The sequence below is a fragment of the Chitinophaga horti genome (assembly GCF_022867795.2).
GTDB lineage: Bacteria > Bacteroidota > Bacteroidia > Chitinophagales > Chitinophagaceae > Chitinophaga > Chitinophaga horti.
The window spans coordinates 776,739-802,497 of the sequence record NZ_CP107006.1; the positions used below are offsets into that span (position 1 = coordinate 776,739).

Consider the following 25,759-nt stretch of genomic DNA (forward strand, 5'->3'; position numbering starts at 1 on the left):
AACTGATACAAAAAACGAGTATGAACTCAAGACGATCGTTCCTAAAACAGGCCATGCTGGCCTCCGCTGCGTTAGCCACTCCTGGTATATTGCTGGCGGGCCCCAGGCGTAATCCACGTAAAATAGGCGCCAATGATAAAGTTAACCTGGCATGTATCGGCATCGGGAATCGCGGTGGCGAAATCATCAAAGAGTTTGCAAAAACCGGCCTGGCAAACATCGTAGCGCTTTGTGACGTTGACATGGGCGCACCGCATACGACCGAGGTGATGAAGATGTTCCCGAACGCACGTCGTTTCCAGGACTTCCGCGAAATGTTCGATAAGATGGGCAAGGAGATCGACGCCGTAACAGTAGGTGTGCCTGACTTCTCCCACTTCCCGATCACGATGATGGCGATTGGCCTGGGTATTCACGTTTACGTGGAAAAGCCGATGGCACGCACGTTCAACGAGGTAGAGCTGATGATGAAGGCAGCTGAGAAGCACCCGAAAGTGGTTACCCAGATGGGCAACCAGGGTCACTCCGAAGGCAACTACTTCCAGTTTAAAGCCTGGAAGGATGCCGGCATCATTAAAGATGTAACTGCTATTACCGCACACATGAACTCTCCCCGCCGCTGGCATGGCTGGGACCCGAACATAAAATCCTTCCCGCCGGCCGAGCAGTTACCCTCCACGTTAGATTGGGATGTTTGGCAGATGGCGACCAAAGGCCACGAGTATAACAAAGACTTCGTAAACGGTCAATGGCGCTGCTGGTACGACTTTGGTATGGGCGCACTGGGCGACTGGGGTGCACACATCCTGGATACCGCGCACCAGTTCCTGGACCTGGGGCTGCCAACAGAGGTAAATCCAGTGAAGCTGACAGGACATAATAAGTTCTTCTACCCGATGTCGAGCACCCTGGTGTTTAAGTTCCCTGCCCGTCAGAACATGCCCGCGCTGGACGTTACCTGGTACGATGGCGTCGATAACCTGCCGCCGATCCCTGCCGGCTATGGCGTTCAGGGCCTCGATCCAAACATTCCGCCGCCGAGCAACGGCCCGATCAAGGAAGCGAAACTGAACCCGGGTAAGATCATCTACGGTAAAGACCTCACCTTTAAAGGAGGCAGCCACGGCACCACGCTGTCGATCATCCCGAAGGAAAAGGCAAAAGAAATGGAGGGTAAACTGCCGGAAGTACCGAAGAGCCCATCCAACCACTTTAAGAACTTCCTGCTGGCATGTAAGGGCGAAGAGCAAACCCGCTCACCGTTCTCCGTGGCCGGTCCGCTCAGCCAGGTATTTTGCCTGGGCGTGTTAGCGCAGTGGACAGGAGAGAAGATCGTGTTTGATCGTAACCGCAAGGTGATTACCAGCAGTAAGAAAGCGAATGATTTATTAGTAGGCCCTCCGCCGAGAAAAGGCTGGGAGCAGTACTACAAAGTATAACTATCTTTAGGAAGCCGCAGCGATGCGGCTTCCTTCGTATCCACAATCATGTTTATGAGACGAATGTATCTTATTCCATTGCTGGCTGTTTGTATGGCCTGTGCTGCCCCGAAGGCGGGAGCGGGCGGTGTTAACACGGGAACACCGACATCCTCTGGCGGCCCATCGGGCGGTTTTAACACAACAACACCGACATCGGACAATACATCAGATGCCGGTGCTACGAGTTCCGCGGGCAATACACCAGGTGGCGGTGCTACGACTTCGACGAGCAACGCATCCGCAGGTGCCGGTGCTGCAAGTTCCACGAACGCATCTGCAGCTGGTGCTAACACTGCAACACCACCAACAGGCAACCCCGCCCCACTCCAAACCGGCGCGGACCAAACCGAAAAATACCTGCCTTACCTGAAAGGCAAACGCGTCGCCATCCTCGGCAACCAAACTTCCGTAATAGGCAACACTCACCTGGTGGACAGCCTGCAGTCACTCGGCGTGAAGATCGTTAAGGTCTTCGGCCCCGAACATGGCTTCCGCGGTAATAACAGCGCGGGTGTAGTGGTGAAGGACGAGGTAGACAGGAAAACAGGCATCCCGATCATCTCCCTGTACGGCGCAAAAAGGAAACCCAGCAAGCAAGACCTGGCCGACGTGGACGTGATGATCTACGATGTGCAGGACGTAGGCTGCCGGTTCTACACCAACATTAACGCACTTGCAGAACTCATGGAAGCCTGTGCGGAAAATAACAAAGAGCTGCTGATCCTCGACCGGCCCAATCCCAATGCTTATTTCATAGACGGCCCCGTGCTGGACATGAAGCTGAAATCCGGTATCGGTCAGTTCCCGATCCCTATCACCCATGGCATGACCATCGCGGAATTTGCGCAGATGGTGAACGGGGAACACTGGCTGCCGCGCAACCTGCAATGTAAACTGAAGATCATACCCGTAACGAATTATACGCACGACACCTATTACACGCTGCCCGTAAAACCATCGCCCAACCTGAATACACAGATCGCGATCATGTTATACCCGACCACCTGTATTTTCGAGGGCACGACGCTGAACTACGGCCGTGGCACCTACTTCCCGTTCTCCATCGTGGGCGCGCCGAAGCTGAAAGGCAAGTACGAATTTTCGTTTACGCCAGTCGGCATCAAAGGCATGTCGGAAACACCGCTTTATATGAACCAGGTGTGTTACGGCATCGATCTGCGTAAGACGGACTTGCAGCAGCTGTTAAAGGAAAAGAAGATCAACATCGCGCTGATCAAGGAGCTGTATGCAGCTTACCCTGACAAGAAAGAGTTTTTCGATTATACGATCAGCAAAGAGATCGGCAATGTAGATTTCAGAACGGGAGATGCGAAGTTCAGGCAGCAGATCATTGACAATGTGCCGGAGGAAGAGATCCGGAAAAGCTGGGAACCGGCTTTGAGTAATTACAAGCAGATGCGGACAAAGTATTTGATTTACCCATAAAAAAAAGGCCGGCACATTGCCGGCTTTTTTGCTGGAGAAAATCGTTTTTCGGTCAAACAAGGTGCTTTGCTTATCTTGCAGGAGATTGGCCACTAATTCAGAACATCCGAAGTTGCACCGGGCAGTACTCAGTAACGAACACCTTTTGGTGCGGACAGCCGCCGATGGCGATCAGCTGGCCTATGCGCAGCTTTACACCCATTACTACCCCAGTTTACAGGCAGCCATCAACTTCATTACCCAAAACAGCGACGAAACAGACGAACTGCTGCAGGAAACCTTTCTGCGCATCTGGAAGGTGCGGGAAAAACTGTTGCTGGTTAAGTCTTTCGAGAACTATGCCTTTAAGATCGCCCGCAACCTGTTATTCGACCAGCTACGGCGGCAGAAGGTGCATCTTCGGGCCATAGAAGCCCTGGCCCATCGTGCCGCGTCGCCCGAGCCAGATCATCTCGAATACAAGGAACTGCACGACCTGGCCACCGGTGCTATCGATCGCCTGGATCCCCAGCGGCGGGAAATCTTCCTTTTGCGTACAGAGGAGGGACTCAGTTTTGAAGATATCGCCGCCCGTTACGGGCTGGCCGTCGTAACGGTCAAAAAACATTATTACGCAGCCTATCACTCGCTAAAATCGCTGCTGGAGCAGCATGGCGGCCCACTTTCCCTCATTTTCCTCCTCTGGATCGGGAAAAAATAAAAAATCTGCAGAAAGGCGTATACGAATCGGCTGCTTCTTCGTCTGAAGTATACAAGCGCCTATATGACCGACCAAACAAAACTATCACTCATTAACAAATATAAAGCGGGTCAACTTACCGAGGAGGAAGAAGCGTCGTTCTTCGCCTGGTACCGGGAGGTGACCCTTGACGAACTGCATCAGCTGTTACAAATGGGCGACCAACCGCCTGCTTACCAGGAGGCAAGCCCGGAGTTCCTGGCCGCCATGCAGCAACGTTTGCAGGAGCCGGCCAAAGTACGTAAGCTGCAACCCCGCTTGTGGTGGGCTGCCGCAGCGGTGTTGCTGGTGGCCGGAAGTGTTTACCTGCTCCGTCCCGCAACAAAGCCGGTGGATGTAGTGGTGACAGCTTCGGCGGATGTGGCGCCCGGCAAAAACGGCGCGGTGCTCACCCTCGCCAACGGCCAGCAGGTATCGCTGGACAGTTTGGCTGATGGTGTTGTAGCCAATCAGCAAGGTACGAACGTAGTGATGCAGAATGGTAGTCTGCACTACCATGCAGATGAGGCAAGCGGCAGTGCTTATAACACGATCAGCACGCCACCGGCCCGCCAGTTCCGGCTCACGCTACCCGACGGCTCGCTGGTATGGCTGAATGCAAAAAGCTCCATTCGCTATCCAACGGCCTTTACAGGCGCGAACAGAACGGTGGAAGTAAACGGAGAAGCCTACTTCGAAGTAGCTAAAAACGCTGCCCGTCCATTCCGCGTACAATTAAAGAACGCGACGGTAGAAGTGCTGGGCACACATTTCAATCTCAATGCTTATGATGATGAGCCTTCGGTGCGTGCAACCTTGCTGGAAGGCAGCATCCGCGCGGTGAAAGGAACGGAAGGAGTAGTGTTGCAACCGGGGCAGCAGGCAGACATAGAAACGAGTATCAGGGTAAAAGAAAATATCAACACAAACCAGGTAGTGGCCTGGAAGGACGGCACTTTCAACTTTGACCAATTAGGAGTAGAAGAAGTAATGCGGCAATTGTCGCGGTGGTACGACATCGAGATCGTTTATGAGAAAGGCGTACCAGTGAACAAATTTTATGGGGAAATCGGCCGCAACCTGAACCTTTCACAGGTGTTAGACGGCTTAAAAGCATCGGGTGTGAATTTCAGAATAGAAGAAAATAAGCGGCTGATCGTATTGCCGTAACCAGTAAGGAGTTTTATCCCTAAAACCAAAACCGCTCTGAGGTAGGATTCAGAGCGGCGAAAGTCAGGGTGAACGATAGACAATTATTTAAGGGAAACTGTTTTTTCAATCAACCTAACCAATTGCAAGTTATGCAAAAAATTGCTTTGTAACCGGCAGGGCCGTGCTATGTCCGTATGCAGCATAGACCGCCACCGGTTCTCAACCAGATCTGTAAGTAACGAAGAGGCGAGGGGCCTCACAACCAAAATTCTGTTAGTGATGAAACTAACCATCTTACTTTTAACCGTTGCATTTATGGGGGTAAGTGCAAAAGGTGTTTCGCAGGCAGTGACGCTTTCCGGCAAAAACATCCGTTTAGAGAAAGCATTTGAAACCATCCGTACCCAAACGGGCTATCATGTGTTTTGTGATCTGCAGCTGTTGAAAGATGCGCAGCTCGTAAACGTATCCGCCACCAGCATGCCGCTCAACCAATTCCTCGACCTGATCTTTAAGGATCAATCGCTGGACTTTATCGTTCGGGAACAAACCATTTTCGTAAGCAAGAAAGTAAATGTACCGTACGTGGCGCCTGCACCCGCAGCCGTGCCGGTACAGGGTATCGTGACAGATGGCCACAATCCGTTGTTCGGCGCTACTATCAAAGTAAAAGGCACTTCCCGTTCCATTATCAACAAAGAAGATGGCCGGTTTGACATTACCGTGAATATAGGCGACGTACTGGTGATCAGTTACGTGGGCTTCAAATCGCAGGAGGTTAAGATCGCGAATAGCACAGATCTCACGATCGTACTACAACGCGAATCTATCGAGATAGATGCCGTGGATATTAAAGTATCTACCGGTTACCAGACGATCTCCAAAGAACGCGCCACGGGCTCCTACAGCGTGGTGACGGCAAAAGAACTGGAAAAGGTGCCTACGCCCGACCTGCTCGAAAGCCTGGAAGGAAAAGTGCCCGGCGTGCGATTCGATGTAAAATCGGGCATTATCCAGATTCGTACGACCAATACCTATGCAGCTGCCGGCAGCGAGCCGCTGATCGTGATCGACGGGTTTCCGCAGATACCTTCCGGTGACAGGCAGCGCCTTACAACGCGCAGCAATTCGGTGATGTCGAATAACGCGATCTTAAGTTCCTTTAACCCGAGAGATATTGAGCAGATCACTTTTCTGAAAGATGCGGTGGCTACGTCGATATGGGGTGCCCGTGGCGCTAACGGCGTAATCGTGATTGAAACGAAGAAAGGTAAAAGAGGTACTTCGCCGTCCATTAATGTATCCGCCACACTTGGCGTATCTAAACCTCCGGCCATGAAAGACCTGGACTGGATGAGTACTGCGGAATACGTAGACCTCGAATTGGAGATGCTGCAAAAAGGTTTCCTGATCGATGCGAAATCGCAGCCCGGCTACCAGTGGTCAATGTTGCAAACACCCAATCCGAGTGATGTGCAGGAATGGTATTACAAAGCCAAAAGAGGTGAGGTGACGCAGGCCGCGGCAGATGCGGCTATTGCTGCCATTGCGCAGCGTAGTAACTACGGGCAGATTGAAAAATACCTGCTCCGTAACGCAGTAAGCCAGCAATACAACCTGTCTGTTTCCGGCGCAGGCGACAACAGCTCCTATTATATATCAGGCGGCTACACGAACGATGCTCCGATCTATCGTGCTAACAAGTCGACGAATACGTTTGTGACGGCTAACTTTACGAACGACTTCTATAAGAAATATGTGAAACTGAGAACAGGGTTCGCCTACCAGGCCAGCAAATCCATCACCAACCTGTCTGCCACCAATGCGCTGAGCCAGTTTGGTACAGGCCTTCGTCCGTATGACATGCTGGTGGATGAAAGCGGCGATCGCATCCGTCGTTCGATCACCATGCGCGAAGAAGTGAACGACAGCCTGGTTCGCCGCGGCTACCTGCCCTTTACATACAACGCAATCGACGAGCTGCAATACTCCAGCGGCACTGCTACCGGCCAGCAGATACGCCTGACCGCAGGTTTGGCTATCAAACTTACGAATTGGGCGAACATCGATGTATCGGGCATGTACCAGCGCGTAAACACTAATAATAAGTACATTGACGAGGTAAACAGTTATGCCGGCCGCGTGTTGCTGAACACTTATACCACGTTGCATCCCACCACGGGTAAACCTGTGTACAATCTTCCTTACGGCGGCCGTTACGCACTCAACGATGGTACTGCCTATGATTACAACTTCCGTGGCGTGCTGAATATCAACCACAGTTTTAGTACCGATCATCAGCTGAATGCCATTGCCGGTGCGGAAATCAGGGAAACGTACAATAAAAATTACGGCACCACCCGTTATGGTTACGATGCAGATGCGAATAGCTTTGCAACGATCAACCCGACCGCACAGCTGCCCACCATGTTCGGCTGGTCGCAGCAACTGGGCGACAATGTGGGCGGCGTAGGAGAGCAGAAGAATCGTTACCTGAGCTATTTTGGTAATGCCGCTTATACTTACAAAAATCGCTATAACGTATCCGCCAGCGTGCGCTTTGACGACTATACATTGTTGGGCCTCGAGCGCAGCAAACGTGCGAAGCCGTTCTGGTCGGCCGGCGCCAAATGGAGCCTGGCCCAGGAAGCCTTCCTGCAGGGAGCTGCCTGGATGGATGCATTGGATGTACGCGTAACTTACGGTACCGGCGGCGCTGTGCCTTTGCTGGGTAACAACGTAACCATCATACAGCTGAACACAACGGATCCCAGTACGCAACTGCCCACCGGTACGATCGCTTTCCCGGCTAACCAGGAACTGGGATGGGAGCTGACGAAGACGCTGAACTTTGGTGCCGACCTGCGACTGCTTCAGAACCGTTTATCGATTACTGCGGATGCGTATATGAAAAACAGTGAAGGCATCATGGTGAGCCTGCCGTTTAATCCTACTTACGGTTGGGGAACGATGACTTTCAATACGGCTACACTTAAAAGCCATGGCGTGGAGTTCAGTATTTCGGGCAGACCGCTGAACGAAAAGAACTGGAGCATTCAGTCAACGTTCAACCTAGGCTATGGCAGAACGAAAGTAACCGACAGCCGTTATAAAAATACGGTAGCTAACAACGTGCTTTCCGGTGTGCCGGTAGAGGGCTACCAGCTGGGTTCGGCCTTCGTATACCGTTCAGCCGGATTGGATGATAAAGGACAAACGCAGATCTACGATCGGGATAACAAGATCATCAACAATACAACTAACCTTACCTCGGCCTTCACTATTAAAGACCTGAAGTATGCAGGATTGCGCGTAGCGCCTTATCATGGCGGCTTCTTCAACAACTTCCGTTACAAAAACTTCGACCTGGGTGTGCAGATGACTTACTACATGGGGCATATCTTCATGAAACCAGCCATTACCAATTATCCCAATTTCGCAGGCCAGTATTATGGTTCATTAGGCCGCCAGCAGGCTTTGGCTGAGCGTTGGCGCGAACCGGGCGACGAGGCGAATACCACGGTTCCTGGCCTCAGTAATGTAAACTTCAACAGTATTAACCGTTATGCCAATTCCGACAACCTGGTAAGAAATGCGAACAACATCCGCCTGCAACAGATATCTCTTGCTTATTCGGTGCCACAGCATCTGCTGCCGCGCGGTGTATTTAAAAGTCTTACTGCCAGTGCGAATGCCCGTAACCTCGGCCTGATCTGGAGAGCGAACAAAGACGGGATTGATCCGGAGTACGTGAACACCAACGGCAACTATTATTCGATGCCGCCGGTAACGAGCTTCCTGTTTAACATTAATGCAACCTTCTAAAGCCTGAGCAACCATGAAACAACTTATATATATCATAGCCGCGGCAGCGATGATCGCCACCGGATGCCGCAAATACGTAGAGATAGATCAGATCGGCAAACGAACGCTGACCTACACCAAAGACTATCGCGCCATCCTGGATAACAACTCACAGCTGGAAGCCGGCTTCTTCATGCCGATTTACTCCGGCGATGATACCCGCATTCTCGACTCCCTTAAACAGGTACAGCTGCTGGATATCCCGGGCAACGTATATTCCTGGCAGGCCCAGTACTGGGGCGATACTCAGAGTGACAGCGATTGGGAAAAGCTGTATAAAGCGATTTATACCTGCAACGAAGTATTGGCAGGTGTGATGGACAGCAAAAACGGTACAGATGCCGACAAACGCCAGTTGTACGCCGAAGCGCTCACACATCGTGCCTACGCTTACTGGTGCCTGGTGAATATTTATGGTCCGCAATACGATAGCGCCACGGCCGCCAAAGACCTGGGCGTGCCGGTATTGCTCACACCCGACTTGTTTACGCCGTTGAACAGGGCTTCTGTAGCGATCGTGTATGACCGCATTATTACTGATCTGAAAGCAGCGGCCGCCGATCTGCCAACGTTGCCTGATTACAATACGCGCCCGTCCAAAGCGGCAGTGTACAGCCTGCTGGCCCGTACTTACCTGATGACACGGGATTTTACGAATGCGCGCAGTTATGCGGAACAAACACTCGCACTGCAAAGTGGCCTGCTCGATTTGCGTACCTACCAAACCAGCGCAACAGGCTTCCCGTATCGCCTGGCAGATCCTGAAGTGATCTTTTCGAAAGTAAACGCAAACGCGTATCCCTTCGCCGGCGTACAACTGGATACTGCCCTGCTGTCGCTGCTTGGCACCAAAGACCTTCGGTATACGCTGTTCGTAAGGCCAGGTGCCAGCTTCTCACCGGCCTTTACCGGCTTCGGTTACTGGCGGCAGAAGTATAGCCGCGAAACGAACATGGTAACGCAGGGACCGGGTGTGCCAGAAATGATGCTGATCAAAGCAGAATGCGCGGCCCGTTCCAACGACGCGGCTACGGCGACGGATATACTCAATACGATCCGTACCAGAAGATTCCGCACCGCCGATTATGTAGCACTCACGCCAGGCACCGCACAGCAGGCGCTGGAGAACGTGGTGAACGAACGTAAACGCGAGTTCTTCGGCACGGGTCTAAGGTGGTTCGATCAGAAACGACTGAATAAAGATGCAGCTTTCGCCAGGACAGTCACCCGCCGCTTCAAAGGCGTAGAATACATATTGGAGCCTAATAGTCCCCGGTATACTTATCCGATTGGCACCAAGTACATTTTGCTGAACCCGGAAATTGAACAAAGCATCCGTTAATTAAAATCCAATCATAACCATGGCCGGCCCGGAAGAGCGTAACGACGCTCCCGGGGATGCCATGCTAAAAACGATCCTGAGATGAGAAAATGGTTAAGTATCCTGGCAACGCTGGCAACCGTTCATAGTGCCGCCAATGCGCAGGAAGACAGTGCCCGTTTAAGAGGCTGGGAAATCCCGGTGGCGGGTACCCCAATGAATCTTCGCTACTTCCCCGCGGGCGGTCCGCTGGAAGGCAAACAGCAGGTGAACGGTACCATTTACCTGTTCAATAACTATCACTGGCAGCTGGACGATGTAAATTTTACAAAGCATGGCAGCCAATGGACCGGCAGTTACCATGTGCCTGCAAACTGTGCGTTCGTCGCCATCAAGCTGACCGATAACGAGGGCAATGCCGATAACAATAACGACCGTGGTTTCGTAGCGACAGCCATTCGCAAAGAAGGTGGCCGCCTGCCCGGTGGTGCATTGGCCTGGGCTACGTTCCGCAAACCTTCCTTTAACAAAGCTCCCGGTGGTTACTTCGAAAAGTTCGACCTGAACAACGAAGCGCTGGAAATGTGGATCAGGAAAGAGATGCAGGAATTCCCGGACAGTATGCCGCGTTTCTTCGACAGTTACATCGCTATGCTGAAAATCAGTACGGGCGATGAGTTTGAAGAAAAGGCACCACGTAACCTGGAGAAGTTCGGCCGGTTCCACAATATAACCGAGGCAGGTTACAACACGATCTACAACGTTTACAAGTTTCAGCTGAAGAACAATGAAAAGGCCGATTCTATCCGCAAAGTGATATTGACGAAATACCCGAAAGGCAGCACGGCCCGTTTCCTGCGTTACAATGAAGTGTTTCTTGGGGGAGAGATGAATGAAGCGAAGATGGCGGCAATGGAACAGTTCCTGAAAGACTTTCCCATCAGCGAAGCAAAAAAGGATACGCCGTTTACGCAACACTACCAATATCATAACATCCAGCGTACCCTGGCAGCAGCCTATGTCGCTCGGAACGAAACGGCCAAACTCGCGGCGCTGGTGCCGGAAATGGATTTTACCACGCTTACGGAAGTGTACCATCATAATTTCGTGGGAGCGTTCCTGATCGGCAAAATTCCTATCGAAAAGTTATACGATAAGTCGGTTATTGTAATGACGGAGTTTCTCAAAAAGCGGAACGACCTCTCTTACATGGAAGACCGTTACACGCCAAAACAAGCATTGGCACTGGCCGCCCGGCAGGTGGACGAGAAGTTGGCCGTACACATCGGCATGCTCACCCGTAAAGGTGAATACAAAACAGCCGCTTCCCTGCTTCCTTACATTTCTGAAGCAGGCACTTATAAAAATGCAAGCCTCAACGAAGCGCGTGTGACCATCTTCGAGCGTATGGGCCGTAAAAAAGAGGTATTGCCTGCCATGGAAGCGAGTGTGCGGGCCAATGCAGCCACACCGGTTATCCTCGAAAAACTGAAAAAGTCTTACAAGGGCAAGGCGGACGCTTTCGACACGTACCTCACTTCGCTGAAACCTGCTGTGGATAAAGAGAAGATCAAAAGTGAACTGATAAACGAGCCGTACACCGCGTTTTCACTGGAAAACATGGAGGGTAAGCAGGTGAGCAGCGCCGATTGGAAAGATAAGATCGTGGTGATCGATTACTGGGCTACCTGGTGTTTTCCGTGCAAGGCAGCATTCCCAGGTATGCAGCTGGCAGTTAACAAGTTTAAGAACGATCCGGCTGTCGGCTTCTATTTCGTAGCAACGATGGAGCGTGGCGATCACTACAAAGCAGATATCAAAAAATATATCACTTCTTCCGGCTATACGTTTAATGTATTGTACGATGATGAGAACCCGGCCACCGAGGGCAAAGACCGTGTGTTTAAAAGCATGACGCCTGTTTTTAAATCTGCTGCTATTCCACGTAAAGTGATCCTGAAAAACGGGTTGATCCGCTATACATCCGAAGGGTACCTGGGTAGCCCGAGTGGTTTGGCAGATGAACTGTCATACGTAATTGAATTATTAAAAGCAGAAAAGTAATGAAGAAGTTAGTGCTTTTGTTCATTGCCGGCTGCCTCTCCGGCGGCATAGCCCTCGCGCAGAAGCCGGCATTGGATACCACGGCTTACAAACTGTGGAAACGGACGAGCCCCCCGGTAATGTCGTGGGATGGCAACTGGGTGGTGTACGGCGTCTCAGGTGATTATACGACGAAAGAAGTGCATCTCGTCAACATCGCTTCCGGTAAAAATACCATCATGCCCGGCATGTCCGACCCCACTTTCTTTAACCTGGGTAAGTGGATGAAGTATTCGGTAAACGATTCGTTGATGCTGATGCGAATGAAGGATGGTAAAAGGCTGCATTGGAAGAACAGTAGTTTTATTCTCACGGCAGATGCATCTCCCTTCGTTACTTATAGCAACCGCTCGCAACTCGTAGTGTGGAACGTGGATACGAATGATAGCACGGTGTTCGCAGGCGTAAGCCGGGTGACACTGTTCGACCAGGAACGTTCCGTTATTTATCAGCAGGATAAACAACTGAAAGCGGGCCCGTTAAAGGGTAAACATGCCGTCGTATCCAATGGAGAAGTGAGCGATTTCTCTTTCGATAAAGATAAGCAGGAGGGTACTTTTGTGGCTGGCGCGCAACTGTACTATTTTTCGCTGAAAGGCAGACAACCTCAGTTGTTACTGGACTTTAACGATGTAAAGGTGCCCGCCGGCTACCAATTACGCCAAAGGGCATACGAAATTACACCTGCCACCAAACAGATGGTGCTGGACATTAGTTCGCCATTCAAACAAAAGCCCCCGGCGAAAGCTGATCCTAACGCAGTAGATCTGGAGCTGTGGACCTGGAACGAGCCTGTGTCGCAGCGCCGGCAGCGGCGTGGTTCGGGCAGCCGGAGTGTAATGGACGATGCGAAATTTGTCTATGACCTGCAAAGCAAACAGCTGGCAGAAGCGGCCCCTGAGTTTACCGGGCAGTTTTATGCGCCGGGTGCTTCTTCCTTCGAGTATGTATTATATAGTGATCCATCGCCCTACAAATTGGAAGTAGACTGGGTATACGATGCGCATTTTGATATCTGGATGTCCAACATCAAAACAGGTGAACGTAAGCTGGTCGCCAAACACGGCCTCGAAAACCCGCAATGGAGCCCGAACGGCCGTTTCGCTGTGTTGTACGATCATGCCGAAAAGGCCTGGATGCTGCTGAACACGAAAGCGGGTAAATTCGAGAATGTGTCCGCCCAAATTGGCCACCCCGTTCACAAAGAGGATGTAGATATGGTGCGGTTGGAAACGTCTTATGGTTTGGCTGGTTGGCTGAACGGCGGCAACACTGCCGTATTCTACGACCGCTACGACCTGTGGGCCGTTGACCTTACCGGTGCGGAAAAGCCGCGCAGCCTGACGAACGGTTACGGTCGTGCGCACAACATCTCGTTCCGGTTGCTGAATACGCCTTATGGCGGCGAGTTGGATCTATCCAAACCCTTGCTGCTGCAAAGTTTCAACGAGCGTACCAAGTCCGGCGGCGTATACCGGCTTACGGCATTTAAGAAAGTGGACGCGTTAGTAGACGAGGCTGCGTACTCCGTAAAAGTGAATGCTGTTGCCGGTAATCGCAACGCCTTCCTCTTCACGCGCGGCAGCTTCTCTCAGTACCCCGATCTTTGGTGGGCCAATGGTAATATGCAGGCAGCCAAACGCCTGACGGACATTAACCCGCATCAACAGCAATACAGCTGGGGTACAGCAAAGGTGTTCGAATGGAAAAACACGAACGGTAAAGCCCAGCAAGGCTTGCTGTATGTGCCGGAGCACTATGATCCTGCGAAAAAATACCCGGTGATCGTCAATTTCTACGAGACGCATTCAGACGATTTGCACGAGTACTTCACCCCCCACTACAGCACCTGCACGATCGATATTCCGACTTTCGTGAGCAATGGGTATGTGGTATTTCGTCCGGATGTACACTTTGGTGTGGGCCAGCCTGGCGAGGATGCGACTAATGCCGTAGTGAGTGGCACCCGGGCGCTGATCGCCGCAGGCATCGCAGATAAAGATCGTATCGGATTACAGGGACATAGCTTCTCTGGTTTCGAAGTGGCCTACATCGCGACGAAAACATATTTGTTCAAGTGTGTGAACGTAGGCGCGGGAGTGGTAAACATGACTTACAACTATACCTCGATGCGTTCGAACGGCGCGCCCGGGCTGTTTAAGCCGGAGGTAGATCAGTATCGTATCGGTAAAACCATGTGGGAGGACAAAGCGGCCTATCTGCTTAATTCCCCCATCCTTAACGCCGATAAGATTACCAGTCCGCTACTGATCCTGCATAACGACAAAGATGGCGCAGTGGCCTTTACACAGGGCCTGGACTTATTTTACGCGATGCGTCGCATGCAAAAGCCGGCGTGGTTGCTGAACTACAAAGGGCAGAACCATACGTTAGAGGAATTAGGCCCCCAGCAGGACTGGACTGCCCGTATGACCCAATACTTCGACCACTATCTGAAGGGCAAACCTATGCCAAGGTGGATGAAAGAAGGCATTGGGGTGGATGATCGTAAGGTAGATATGAAGCTGGACTATTAATATTTCTCATAAACGAACAGGCTAACGGCCCGGGGTTGTTTAGCCCGGAGGCACTATGTAGATTTTGGTAACAGAAGCATCCCGTCCCCCTCAGGACGGGATGCTGTTTTTATATCTTCACAAATTCCACCCGCCTGTTATTCGCCTTACCCAATACCGTTTTATTATCGCCTACTGGTACGCTTGCACCCTTACCGTCTGTACTCAGCAGCGTCGCATCGATACCAAATTGTTCCACCAGGTAAGTTTTTACCGCTTCTGCTCTTTTCTTTGATAAAGCAACATTGGCGGCGGGTACGCCGTCTGCATCCGTATGGCCGACGATCTTTACTTTGAGTTCCGGGTTCTCCGTAAGCACTGCCGCTATTTCCTTCAGCGTACCATGTGAAGTCGCTTTGATCTTGTCGGAGTTCACGTCGAACAAAATGCCCGTCGTCGAAAACTTGCCGGTGGTTACGAGTTTAGAGCGCGTGTCGGGCAGGCCGGCAGCCACTTTGATGTTGCCTACCAGGTACTGGAACGCCTCGTCCGGAAAGCCGCCTGTCGTTTCCACGCGGAAGTACAACTGGTTAAAAGGCGTGCTGGTATTCACACCGCGAGGCAGGTCGAACACTTTATCTTCATTGATCCAGATACGCAGCCGGGTGCCTTGTACCGAAATGGCATAATGGGCCACCTTACGCAGCGTTGCACCATATTTGCTCACTTTCTTTTCTCCAAAAAAGGTTTCTTTTTTGTTTTCATAACTGTGGATGCGCGCCATCGTATTTTCATTCTCCTTAGGATCGATCTTTACAGAAAACGAGTTGTACTGGAACTGGTGCGTGAGGAAGGGGTTGGCACCCGGATCTTCTTTACCGGAAGCAAACAAGCCGAAGGTGAGTGGCGGCAGGTAGTAGCCCATTTTAGGGACTACGTTCAGCAACATGTCAAATTCTACGGTGAAGTTCGGGCCGAAGTCTTTGGCTTTCGTGCCACTCAGATAATTGCCGACCGCCAGGTGCAGCCATTTACTTTTATCTGCCATAGCAATCACGGAGCCGTTTGCATTAGTATTCCAGTTTACAGGCAATTCGCCCGTAGCATCGGAGGCAAAATCTTCGGCGTAAATCACCTTTTCACCAGGCACGAAGTCAAACCGGGAGTAAGTCGCCAGCAGGGTATCCTGGGCGTTGAGTGGCTGCCATAAACAGGCCAGCAGGGGCAAAATAATCAGTTTTCGCATATTGTCGGGGTTGTAGATGCAAAGCTATCTTTTCACTTAGGTAGAAAACGCAGTACTATCCTTAGGTTCATTAATTCAGTGATTCTACGGAGGCTGTAACCATTTGTGGTGGCCGTTTTAAGTGTGCTGTTCGGTGTCTGAAATGCAGCATTCGGGGGATCGGTTGCTGAAATCGGCGGATGAATAATTATGTTTCGTAAGTAATTATTTTTTGTACTTTAGTACAAACTGAGTGAACCCATCCACGTTGTAACATGATGCAGTATCTTCCACATAGTGAAAGTACCTTGTTACGCCTGCTTGCAGGTGGTGACCAGCATGCATACCAGCTCCTCTTCGAACGTTACTGGGACCCAATTTACTCCACCGCCTTAATACTGACCAAATCGCCATCACTGGCCGAAGATGTGGCGCAGGATGTGTTTACCATGCTTTGGGAAAAACGCGCGTCCATGGCTGCAGTGGAAAAGCTGGAGAACTTCCTGTTCATCGCCGCCCGCAACACCATCTACACCCGCCTGCGTAAACTTTCTTCCGGCAAGGCCTACCGCGACTACCTGCTGCAAACTTTCCGGGAAACGGAAGGGGCGGGGGTAGACGAGCAGGCAGAGTTCCGGGAACTGGAGCAGCGTGTGATGCACGTGATCCAACAGTTGCCGCCGCAGCAGCAAAAGGCTTTTAAACTGAGTCGCTTCGAGGGCATGCGCCACGAGGAGATTGCCGTGGCCATGGGTTTATCGCGGGTCACGATCAAAAGTTATATTGTGCAGGCCATCGCCACGCTACGTAAAGCGCTGGCTAACAATCCTTCCGGGGCACTTATACTCTTATGGGGACTTCTCTTTTGGGGCAGATAAAAATATTTTTACCCCCGGCACCTCCCTTCTTTATGTTGATGCGTCTTTAATCTGTAACCGGTATTTCACGTTATGGACCAGCACACATTTTCCGCTTTACTGGAAAAGTATCTCAACGACGACCTGAGCCAGGAAGAGCTTTCCCGGCTGCTGGACTCATTGCAGGACGAAAATCTCCGCCGGCAATGGGAATCTGCAATTGGCGGCATGCTCGCCAATCCGCAGCTGCACGGACTATCCGATCGTGCGCAGATGGACCGGGTGCGTAAGGCCATTCTCCGTAAACCACTTTATCGCAGACTGTTACCGTATGCCGCCGCCGCTGCCGTGTTATTCCTGGCTGCTGCCGGGCTTTTCTATATGAACGTTACGCCCACTGTCAAGCCGCTGATGCCCACGGCGCAACAAGCTCCGGCAGTTCTTCCGGGTGGTAATAAGGCCATGCTGACGCTGGCTGATGGCAGCCAGATCACACTTGACAGTGCCGGTAATGGTGCCATTGCCAGTCAGGGTAACGTACAGGTTATCAAACTGAATAATGGTCAACTCGCCTACCAGGCCAACGGCGCCAAACAGGCGGCCGGGTATAATACACTGGTAACGCCCCGCGGCGGCCAGTACCGCATTCAGCTGCCCGATGGTTCGGAAGTATGGTTGAACGCCGCTTCCAGCCTGCGTTTTCCTACGGTATTTGACGGGCCTGAGCGCGAAGTGCAGTTGAAGGGCGAGGCCTATTTCGAAATCGCGCAGAACAGTCAGCAACCTTTCAGGGTAAAGGTGGATGATATGACCGTACAGGTGTTGGGTACACACTTTAACGTGATGGCTTATGCGGACGAGCAGCATGTGCGCACCACTTTGTTACAAGGGGCGGTGAAGGTCATGCAGGGGAGCAGTTCCCTGCATCTGCGGCCGGGCCAGCAGGCGGAAGCGCGCGGTACACAGGCGTTACAGTTACGCGAAGGGGTGAACCTGGAGCAGGTAGTCGCCTGGAAAAACGGGTACTTCCAGTTTAACCACGAACCGTTAGAAGGGGTACTGCGGCAGATCGGCCGCTGGTATGATGCGGAAATAGTCTATGAAGGAAAAGTGCCCGACCGCGAATTTGGCGGACAAATATCCCGCAACAGCAGTATCACAGAAGTGCTTAAGATGTTAGAACTCACGAATGTACGCTTCCGGGTAGAAGGAAAGCGGATTGTCGTCACGCAATAGAATATCCGGTTTAAAATATGTCTACCGCCAGGGATCAACGCACGTTATCAGTAAGTAGAATTTCCAACATTAAGATCAACGCACGCTATCAGTAACTAAAAAAATATCCACCATGAAAAAGATCAACGCACAACATTAGGAACAAAGCCCATAAAAAACCGGAACCGATGGCCGTCGGTCCCGGCGAAATTTATCAGGGCAATCACCAGCTGTTAATTGGCATCTCCACGTCCACTGGCAAAAGCCGGGCGGGATTTTATTACCCTAACAAACCAAAATTATGCTTTTTAGTATTATTCATGCGCGGTATTTAAAAAGGCGCCCGTACGCACAAACACTGCTCGTTATGAAGCTAACCGTTTTACTCTTATTGTCTGCCTGCCTGCAACTCAGCGCCCGGGGTTACGCGCAGCAGGTTACGTTGTCGGAGCGTAATATATCCCTGGAGCGGTTGTTCCGCTATTTTGAAAAACAAACCGGCTACGGATTTTTCTATGATCATCAACTGATCGACAAAGCGCCGAAGGTAACGGTAGACTTTAAAAACACACCGCTCGAAAAAGCGATGGAAACCGCACTGAAAGATCAGCTGCTGGCCTATTCCATCGTAGGCAAAAATGTAGTCATCAAACAGAAAGACCTATACATGAACCTGGGACCAGTGAAAGTGCTGCTCCAGGATACGACGGTGAAAGCCGAAGGGCGCGTCACCGATTCGAAAAACGAACCTTTGCCCGGTGCTACCGTGGTAGACAAAGCCACGGGGAAAGGTACCGCTACCGATGTGAAAGGCTTCTTTTCCCTTCGGGTGGCACGTGGTGCTGTACTTACCATTTCTTACCTGGGTTACAAAAGTCAGGATGTACAGGTGGTAAATGCGCAGCCCATTGAAATACAGTTGGCTGACCAGGTGAATGTGACAGACGAAATTGTAGTGGTAGGTTATGGCACCGTGCGTAAAAGCGATCTTACCGGTTCGCTGTCGCAGGTAAAGTCTAAAGACATTACAGCTTTCCCCACTACGAACGTGATGCAGGCCCTGAATGGCCGCGCTGCCGGCGTAAGGGTAATGCAGAACGGTGGCGCACCGGGTGGCGGCGTCAGCATCAGGATAAGAGGTACGAACTCTATTCTTGGTGGCAACGATCCGCTTTATGTGATCGACGGATTTCCTTACAATGGTAATCCTACGTTCCTTCAAAACTCCGATATCGCCTCCGTCGAAATTCTGAAAGATGCATCTTCAACAGCTATCTACGGCTCCCGTGGCGCAAACGGTGTGGTGATGATCACGACCAAAAGCGGGCGTAAAAATGATTTTACTTCGGTAGATATCGATGCCAGTTACACACAGCAGATGGTATCTAAAAAGATGCCTTTGATGAACGCGCAGCAATACGCGTTACTGTATAACGAGCAGGCGAAGAACGACGGACTGGCACCTTATTTCACCCAACCGTATATCGATAGCCTGGGTGGCGTAAAAGGCACCGACTGGCAGGACCTGGTATTGCGTAAAGCACCTATCTACACCGTAAATGCTACTGTGAACGGCGGTACACAAAAAACAAAATTCTCACTCGGTACCAGCGCATTCCTGCAGGAAGGTATTATCCGTTCCAGCGACTACAAACGTTATAACCTGCGCGCCAACATCGAGCATGACATCAATAAAGTATTCACCGTATCGTTCAACAGCATTCTTACCCGCCTGAACAGCGCGCGCCAGAACTCAGGTTTGGGCAACCGCGGTAGCGACCTGATATCTGCCATGCTGATGGCGCCGCCTTCTGTAACGCCTTATCTTCCCAATGGTACGTATCGCAGGCTGAATACGGCTTATCCGTTTATCTCCAACGCAATCATCAACCCACTGGTCTTTATTAACGAACAGCGCGACGTGATTAAAAGCGATCGGGTATTTGCGAATGCAGCAGTGATGATTAAACCGTTGGATGGCCTGACCATTCGTCTTTCCGGCGGTATAGATAATATCAACGATCGCACAGACCAATACTCGAATATTGAGCCGACTGTAAACTCTGTAGGTAACGCAAATATCGCTACCACGCAGCAAACAGGTATGCTGAGCGAAAACACCGCTACTTATCAGAAGGAGTTTGGCAAACATTCATTTACCGCGCTGGCTGGGTTCACTTACCAGGATAACGTAACCACCAGCCTCAATGGCTCTGGTGCCGGCTTCCTGAGTGATGTGTTGGGCACTGGAAACATCCAGGGGGCCAGTACGCCAGGCATTCCGGGTAGTGGATATTCCAAATGGGTGCTGTTATCTTATCTCGGCAGGTTAAATTATACGCTGAATGATAAATACCTTTTCACGGCGAGCATCCGTCGCGATGGTTCTTCCCGCTATTCGAAACAGAACCAGTGGGAGAATTTTCCGTCTGCAGCCGTGGCCTGGAAAGCTTCTAACGAGGAATTTCTGAAGAAATCCGAATTGATTTCTGATTTGAAGGTGAGAGCGACTTACGGCCTCTCCGGTAATACATCGCTGGGTCCTTATCAAACGTTGAACCTCTTGGGGTCCAATAACACCATTTTCGGAGATGCGCTATTCGTATCCTACGCACCTGGCACCGTATTGCCCGGCGACCTTAAATGGGAAGTAACCCGCCAGATGGATATTGGTGCGGAAGTAGGTTTGTTTAAAAACGATTTGCGTCTGACATTCGACTATTATCGCAAGAAAACCGTGAACGTACTCAATACCGTATTCCTGCCACGTTCCTCCGGTTATCAAACCACACTGAAGAACGTAGGGGAGATGGAAAACAAAGGCATCGAACTGGGCATTGATGCGGTGATCCTGAAAAACGATGTAAGCTGGACAATGAACGGTAACATCGCGTTCAACCGTAATAAAGTTGTGAAATTGTACGATGGGCAAGACATTTACGGTAGCGCGTTCTACACCGGTTCGTTAAACGATGCCGTAAACCTGTTACGGGAAGGCGAGCCGTTAGGCGTATTTTACGGTTATAAAGAAATTGGTTATACCTCTACAGGCAACCTGGCTTATGAAGATGTAACGAAAGATGGCGCCATCAGTGCAGCCGATAAAATGATCATCGGCGATCCCAACCCAGACTTCATTTACGGCCTCAACTCCGTAACCAGTTGGAAAGGATTGGAGCTGACCGTATTCGTGCAAGGTTCGTATGGTAACGACATATTCAACCTGAACAAGGCATCCTCCATGGACCTTGGCATGGGTCTGAACCTCCCGAAGGAAGTATTCGAAGATCACTGGACAGCGGAGAATCCTAACGCGAAGTATCCGAAGATCAGTCGTACACTGTCGGCTAATATGTCGACCCGTTTCGTGGAAGACGGTACTTACCTGCGCTTTAAAAACATCCAGCTGGCTTACAACCTGCCTGTGAAGGACTGGGGCTGGAAAGGGTTTAAATCTGCCCAAGTATATGCCAGCGGCCAGAACCTGATCACGTTTACCAAATACTCCTGGTACGATCCGGAAGTAAATGCGTATGGAGGATCTAACTCTATTAACCAGGGTATCGATTACGCGATCTATCCAACGAATAAGTCTGTCACATTCGGCATCCGTTGCGGGTTCTGATTTGTTTTACCATATAATCATCTTGTATGAAAAGATATTTGATTTTACTATTTACAGCCGCAACGCTCACATCCTGCTCCGACCTGTTGGTGGAGGCGCCGCAGGCTATTGATGCCGGTGCTTTCTATAATACGCCTGCCGAAGTGGAGGCGGGCCTCAACGCGATTTACACCCCTACGCGCGGTTCCGGCGTAATGGGGGCGTTGTACGAATGTCAGCAGGAAATATATGCCGAGTACCTGTACGGTCGTGGTAGCCATGCGCCGTTGAACGACTATAACGGTCTCGATAATACGAACATTACCCGCACCGGCGATATGTGGGGCGCCTTTTACCAGGCCATCCGTAACGCCAATATCGTGATCCAGAAAACACCCGCGGGTACACAACTGACTGATCTGCAGAAGCAGCAGTACGTGGCTGAAGCCCGTTTCATGCGTGCGCTGTCTTACTTCTTCCTGGTGCGCAACTTTGCAGGCGTGCCTATCCGTACAGAAAATAATATGGATTCGCTGAACGTGATCCGTGCTACGCAGGCGGAAGTGTATGACTTTATGATCACCGATCTGCTGTCGGCGGAACAAAACTTGCCGGATAATCCCAGGTTGCTGGGGGCCCCGTCAAAATTAGTCGCTAAAACCGTGTTGGCAGATGTGTATATGAACGTTTACCAGTATGACAAAGCGCGCGATAAAGCGTTAGAAGTAATCAATGCGGGTAAGTTTTCGCTGGTGAAAGTGGCTGTCGCGAATGATTTTGATAAGATATTCGGCGCCGAAGCCAACGGCACGCCCGAAGAGATTTTTTATGTGAAATATTCCCGCACACCGGCTTCACAGGGTTTTCAATACCCGCAGTATTGCCACTATCCAGGCACGGCTTATTATAAGCCAGGCGGCTTTTACACCTTTTACAGCGATTCTGTACAAAATCCAATGCTCCGCAATTGGGACAAGGCAGATCTCCGCTATCGGTTTAACTGGTACAGCCAAACCTTTGGTCTTGGCAATACCACCGTACTGCTGAAAAAATTCAGTGATCCCGTAACAACGACTGCAGGTGGCAACGACTATCCGATGTACCGCTACGCCGATGTGTTATTATTTTATGCAGAATCTGTGGCCCAGGCAGCAGGCGCACCGAACGCGGATGCGATGGAAAAGCTGAACATGGTACACCGCCGCGCGTATGGCAAAGATCCGTTAATTGCTGATCCGACCGTTGATTTCAATCTGGCGGATTATGCGGGTAAGCAGGCGTTCATCGACCTGGTGATGAAAGAAAGAGGGTACGAAACTGTTGGTGAGGCGAAGCGCTGGTTCGATCTTAAACGTTTAGGCATTGCGCAGCAGGCCATTAAGGCGGCAAAGGGGAAAGATATGACCCAACGCCATTTATTATGGCCTATACCTGTTTCAGAAACGAACTATAACAAGTATATTGATCCTGTGAAAGATCAAAACCCAGGTTACTAATCAATCAATATAACAGAATGAATAAAAGATGGAATGTATTGTTGTGCCTCGCGCTGCTCTCCGGCAGCGTGACGGCGCAACAGGTAAAGCAGGTGGATATCTGCATTTACGGTGGTTCGTCTGCTGGTATTATCGCGGGCTACACTGCTAAAAAACTGAACAAAACCGTACTGGTGCTGGAGCCGGGCAAACGGGTGGGCGGTCTTACGACAGGCGGCCTGGGTTTTACCGATATCGGCAACAAGTACGCCATCACCGGTTTATCCCGCGACTTCTATCGCCGCGTGGGTAAACATTACGGCAAGTTCGAGCAATGGATTTTTGAGCCCAGTGTAGCACTCGCCACATTTCAGCAATACATCCGCGAGTCCAGCCTGGACATCCTTTACGACAAGCCCCTCGAAAGCCTGAAGAAGGCCAACGGGCAGGTGACAGAGATCAAGGCCGGCGACGTGATCGTTCGTGCCAAGATGTTCATCGACTGTAGTTACGAAGGCGACCTGATGGCGAAAGCCGGTATTTCGTATACGGTTGGCCGTGAGGCGAACGCATTGTATAAAGAAGATTTCAATGGCGTGCAAATGCACCAGAAGCACCAATTCCCGGACGGTATTGATCCGTATAAGACGCCAGGTAAACCCGAAAGCGGCCTGTTATGGGGCATCAGCAGCGAGGTCATGGCCCCGCAGGGCAGTGGCGATAAAAAAGTGCAGGCGTACAACTTCCGCATCTGCCTTACGAATCAGCCATCTAACATGATCCCGATTACGCAGCCCGCAGGATATGATGCGTCGCGTTACGAGCTGCTGTTACGCGTTATCGAAAAAACAAACCCAAAGAACCTGAACGCGTTCCTGAAGTTTGACCTGATGCCGAACCACAAGACCGACATCAATAACAACGGTGCTTTTTCTACCGACATGATCGGCATGAACTACGACTACCCGGAGGCTGATCACGCCACCCGTGCGAAGATTACAAAAGAGCATGAGTTGTATAATAAAGGCTTGCTGTACTTCATCGGCCACGATCCACGTATGCCCGAAAAGCTGCGTAAGGATATGCTGAACTGGGGCTACCCTAAAGATGAATACCAGGAGTTTGGCAACTGGTCGCCGCAAATGTATGTACGCGAAGCGCGTCGCATGATAGGTGCTTATGTGATGACGCAGGCCAACTGCCAGGGTAAAGAAGTAGTGAAAGATGGCGTTGGTATGGCCGCTTACACCATGGATTCGCATAACTGCCAGCGCATCGTGCATAATGGCATGGTGAAGAATGAAGGCGATGTGCAGATGGGGGGCTTTGGTCCTTACCCGATCGCTTACCGGTCAATTATTCCGAAAGCGGAAGATTGTAAAAATGTATTGGTGCCCGTATGTTTATCTGCCAGCCACATTGCGTACGGCAGCATTCGTATGGAGCCCGTGTTCATGGTGCTGGGTCAATCGGCCGCCACCGCCGCTTCACTGGCCATCGATAATAAACAATCTGTGCAGGATGTAGATATCAGTAAACTACAAGCCCTGCTGACCCAACGTCCGCTTGCTACCGGCGCTACCGCTGAAATACTGGTGGATAACGATGACGATGCGCAAGTCGTGCGTACCGGTAACTGGAAGCGTGAAACCAAAGGCGCCTACGGTCCATCCGTTCACCAGGCGGCTGCGGGAGAAAAGGCCAGCATCCGGTTTACGCCGGAGGTGTTGAAAACAGGCAATTATAAAATTTATACGTACGTGCCTAAACAAAGCGGCCTGTCTTCCAAAACCAATATTACATTGGCAGCAAATGGTAAAACTACCCCGGTAAGTTACACAGCAGCCTCCGTTCGGGTGGAGGGACAAACCTCCGGCGAATGGGTAGAGCTGGGTACGGTGAAGCTTACAAAGGGAGCGAAAGGTTATGTAGAGATTACCAACGAAGGTGCAGATGGCATTGTAGTGGCAGACGCTGTATTGTTTATTCCGGTACCGTAAACCCACGTTCACTGCGGTCTTAAAGATAGCGGGTGCCTTCTTGCGGGGGCACCCGCTTGTCTGTGGCATCCTTTCCCCCGAAAAATTATTATTTTTAACCCTGGTTTTAATTAAATGGTCAATTGTCCGGGCAAGGGTTAAATAACGAAAGTGAATTGTTGTCGAGAACCGCGGGTGGCGATGAGTACGCCTTTCGGGAACTAATGCTTGCTTATCAGCCCCTGTTACTTACCTACGTATACCAGCTCACCCGCTCCGAAAGTCATACGGAAGAGATCGTGCAGGATGTTTTCCTCAAGATCTGGATGGGTCGCGAAGCGCTCGAAGGGGTGCATCGCTTCAAAAACTATCTCTTTATCATTTGTCGCAACTACGCACTCGACCAGCTTCGCAAGCTGGTACGGGAACGCGAACTTGCGGCTGAATGGGAAACCGAGCAAGAGCATACGGCCGCCGGCAGCCCGGCAGACACCGACGAACAGGTGTACACCCTGCTCGATGAAGCCGTGAACCACTTACCGCCGCAGCAACAAAAAGTTTACCTGATGGCCCGCCGCCAGGGACTACCGCATGCCGAGATTGCACGGCAAACTGGCTTGTCGGTACTTACCGTCAAGAAATATATGAAGCTGGCGATCGCCGCCATTACCGAATACATCCGTTCGCGCCTGCCGGGCGTTTCGCTGGTATGGATAGCCATGCTCACCGGACTCGATATTATTTTTAAAAAAATTTCAGGAGCGATGGCCCCCCGGCCACTTTTTTTCCGTCTTTATTAATAG

Annotated in this window: 15 protein-coding genes; 14 read left to right on the plus strand and 1 reads right to left on the minus strand. The window is 51.0% G+C overall.

Annotation, left to right across the window (positions count from 1 at the left end; genetic code table 11):
• The first annotated feature begins 20 nt into the window (after window positions 1-20).
• The 8 genes from MKQ68_RS03365 to MKQ68_RS03400 all read left to right on the plus strand — a co-directional run bounded on the left by MKQ68_RS03365 (window position 21) and on the right by MKQ68_RS03400 (window position 14,622).
• Entirely contained in the window at window positions 21-1,439 is a 1,419-nt protein-coding gene (locus MKQ68_RS03365; RefSeq protein WP_264282079.1) for a Gfo/Idh/MocA family oxidoreductase, read from the plus strand.
• Window positions 1,440-1,493: 54 nt separating this feature from the next.
• Window positions 1,494-2,927 carry an exo-beta-N-acetylmuramidase NamZ family protein gene (locus tag MKQ68_RS03370; protein ID WP_264282080.1) on the plus strand — a complete coding sequence of 478 codons (1,434 nt, stop codon included), beginning with the start codon at window positions 1,494-1,496 and terminating at the stop codon, window positions 2,925-2,927.
• Window positions 2,928-3,012: 85 nt separating this feature from the next.
• The gene (locus MKQ68_RS03375; RefSeq protein WP_264282081.1) at window positions 3,013-3,627 is read left to right on the plus strand and encodes an RNA polymerase sigma factor; all 615 of its coding nucleotides are present in this window, start codon (window positions 3,013-3,015) and stop codon (window positions 3,625-3,627) included.
• 63 nt (window positions 3,628-3,690) lie between these two features.
• Complete coding sequence (locus tag MKQ68_RS03380) at window positions 3,691-4,815, plus strand: FecR family protein (protein WP_264282082.1); 1,125 nt, start codon at window positions 3,691-3,693, stop codon at window positions 4,813-4,815.
• Between the two features lie 261 nt (window positions 4,816-5,076).
• On the plus strand, window positions 5,077-8,622 hold the full coding sequence (locus tag MKQ68_RS03385; protein ID WP_264282083.1) for a SusC/RagA family TonB-linked outer membrane protein: 3,546 nt from the start codon (window positions 5,077-5,079) through the stop codon (window positions 8,620-8,622).
• 13 nt (window positions 8,623-8,635) lie between these two features.
• On the plus strand, window positions 8,636-10,003 hold the full coding sequence (locus MKQ68_RS03390; protein WP_264282084.1) for a RagB/SusD family nutrient uptake outer membrane protein: 1,368 nt from the start codon (window positions 8,636-8,638) through the stop codon (window positions 10,001-10,003).
• An 81-nt stretch (window positions 10,004-10,084) separates the two neighbouring features.
• Complete coding sequence (locus MKQ68_RS03395; RefSeq protein WP_264282085.1) at window positions 10,085-12,046, plus strand: TlpA family protein disulfide reductase; 1,962 nt, start codon at window positions 10,085-10,087, stop codon at window positions 12,044-12,046.
• Window positions 12,046-14,622, plus strand: coding sequence for a S9 family peptidase (locus tag MKQ68_RS03400; RefSeq protein WP_264282086.1), 2,577 nt, complete (start codon window positions 12,046-12,048; stop codon window positions 14,620-14,622). Before MKQ68_RS03395 ends, MKQ68_RS03400 begins: the two co-directional genes overlap by 1 nt.
• 109 nt (window positions 14,623-14,731) lie before the next feature.
• Here the strand turns inward: MKQ68_RS03400 and MKQ68_RS03405 are convergent, their stop codons facing one another.
• Window positions 14,732-15,847, minus strand: a complete 1,116-nt coding sequence (locus MKQ68_RS03405; RefSeq protein WP_264282087.1) for an OmpA family protein — start codon at window positions 15,845-15,847, stop codon at window positions 14,732-14,734.
• Between the two features lie 254 nt (window positions 15,848-16,101).
• Here MKQ68_RS03405 and MKQ68_RS03410 point away from each other — a divergent pair, with 254 nt between their 5' ends.
• From MKQ68_RS03410 to MKQ68_RS03435, 6 genes are all read left to right on the plus strand, one after another.
• Window positions 16,102-16,704 carry an RNA polymerase sigma factor gene (locus MKQ68_RS03410; RefSeq protein WP_244841784.1) on the plus strand — a complete coding sequence of 201 codons (603 nt, stop codon included), beginning with the start codon at window positions 16,102-16,104 and terminating at the stop codon, window positions 16,702-16,704.
• A gap of 72 nt (window positions 16,705-16,776) precedes the next feature.
• On the plus strand, window positions 16,777-17,919 hold the full coding sequence (locus MKQ68_RS03415; protein WP_264282088.1) for a FecR family protein: 1,143 nt from the start codon (window positions 16,777-16,779) through the stop codon (window positions 17,917-17,919).
• A 346-nt stretch (window positions 17,920-18,265) separates the two neighbouring features.
• Entirely contained in the window at window positions 18,266-21,523 is a 3,258-nt protein-coding gene (locus MKQ68_RS03420) for a TonB-dependent receptor (RefSeq protein WP_264282089.1), read from the plus strand.
• Between the two features lie 26 nt (window positions 21,524-21,549).
• Window positions 21,550-22,998, plus strand: coding sequence for a RagB/SusD family nutrient uptake outer membrane protein (locus MKQ68_RS03425; RefSeq protein ID WP_264282090.1), 1,449 nt, complete (start codon window positions 21,550-21,552; stop codon window positions 22,996-22,998).
• 17 nt (window positions 22,999-23,015) lie between these two features.
• Complete coding sequence (locus MKQ68_RS03430; protein WP_264282091.1) at window positions 23,016-24,977, plus strand: FAD-dependent oxidoreductase; 1,962 nt, start codon at window positions 23,016-23,018, stop codon at window positions 24,975-24,977.
• 155 nt (window positions 24,978-25,132) lie between these two features.
• Window positions 25,133-25,756, plus strand: coding sequence for an RNA polymerase sigma factor (locus MKQ68_RS03435; RefSeq protein WP_264282092.1), 624 nt, complete (start codon window positions 25,133-25,135; stop codon window positions 25,754-25,756).
• Window positions 25,757-25,759: the final 3 nt, after the last annotated feature.